This window comes from Halomonas sp. ND22Bw (assembly GCF_003011945.1).
In the GTDB taxonomy this organism is placed as follows: Bacteria; Pseudomonadota; Gammaproteobacteria; order Pseudomonadales; family Halomonadaceae; genus Halomonas; species Halomonas halophila.
Window position 1 is genome coordinate 1 of record NZ_PXWD01001209.1, and the last position, 259, is coordinate 259.

Here is a 259-nt window from a genome sequence, read left to right on the forward strand (position 1 = left end):
CGAGCGCGGCAGGTCGAAGACAGGGCCGAGTTCGTCGACGCGCAGCGCGACCCGCCGCTGGCTGGCGTCTTCGCAGACGACGAGCAGCGCGTCCCGGCGTGCGCAAACGTGGTGGCCGACGCGATGGAGGTCGATCACCGCCAGCGCCCGGTCGTCGTGGATGACGATGCCGCCGCGCCCTTCACCGCCGGCCGATGCGGGCGCCTCGATGGCTTCGACCACCTGCACCGTCGCGAGGCCGACCCATTGGGTGCCGAGG

General features: G+C 73.0%; 1 protein-coding gene. It reads right to left on the bottom strand.

Features of this window, described 5'->3' with window-relative positions:
* Nucleotides 1–259: hypothetical protein (locus CVH10_RS26170; RefSeq protein ID WP_181244669.1), on the bottom strand; the 259-nt coding region annotated here is incomplete at both ends.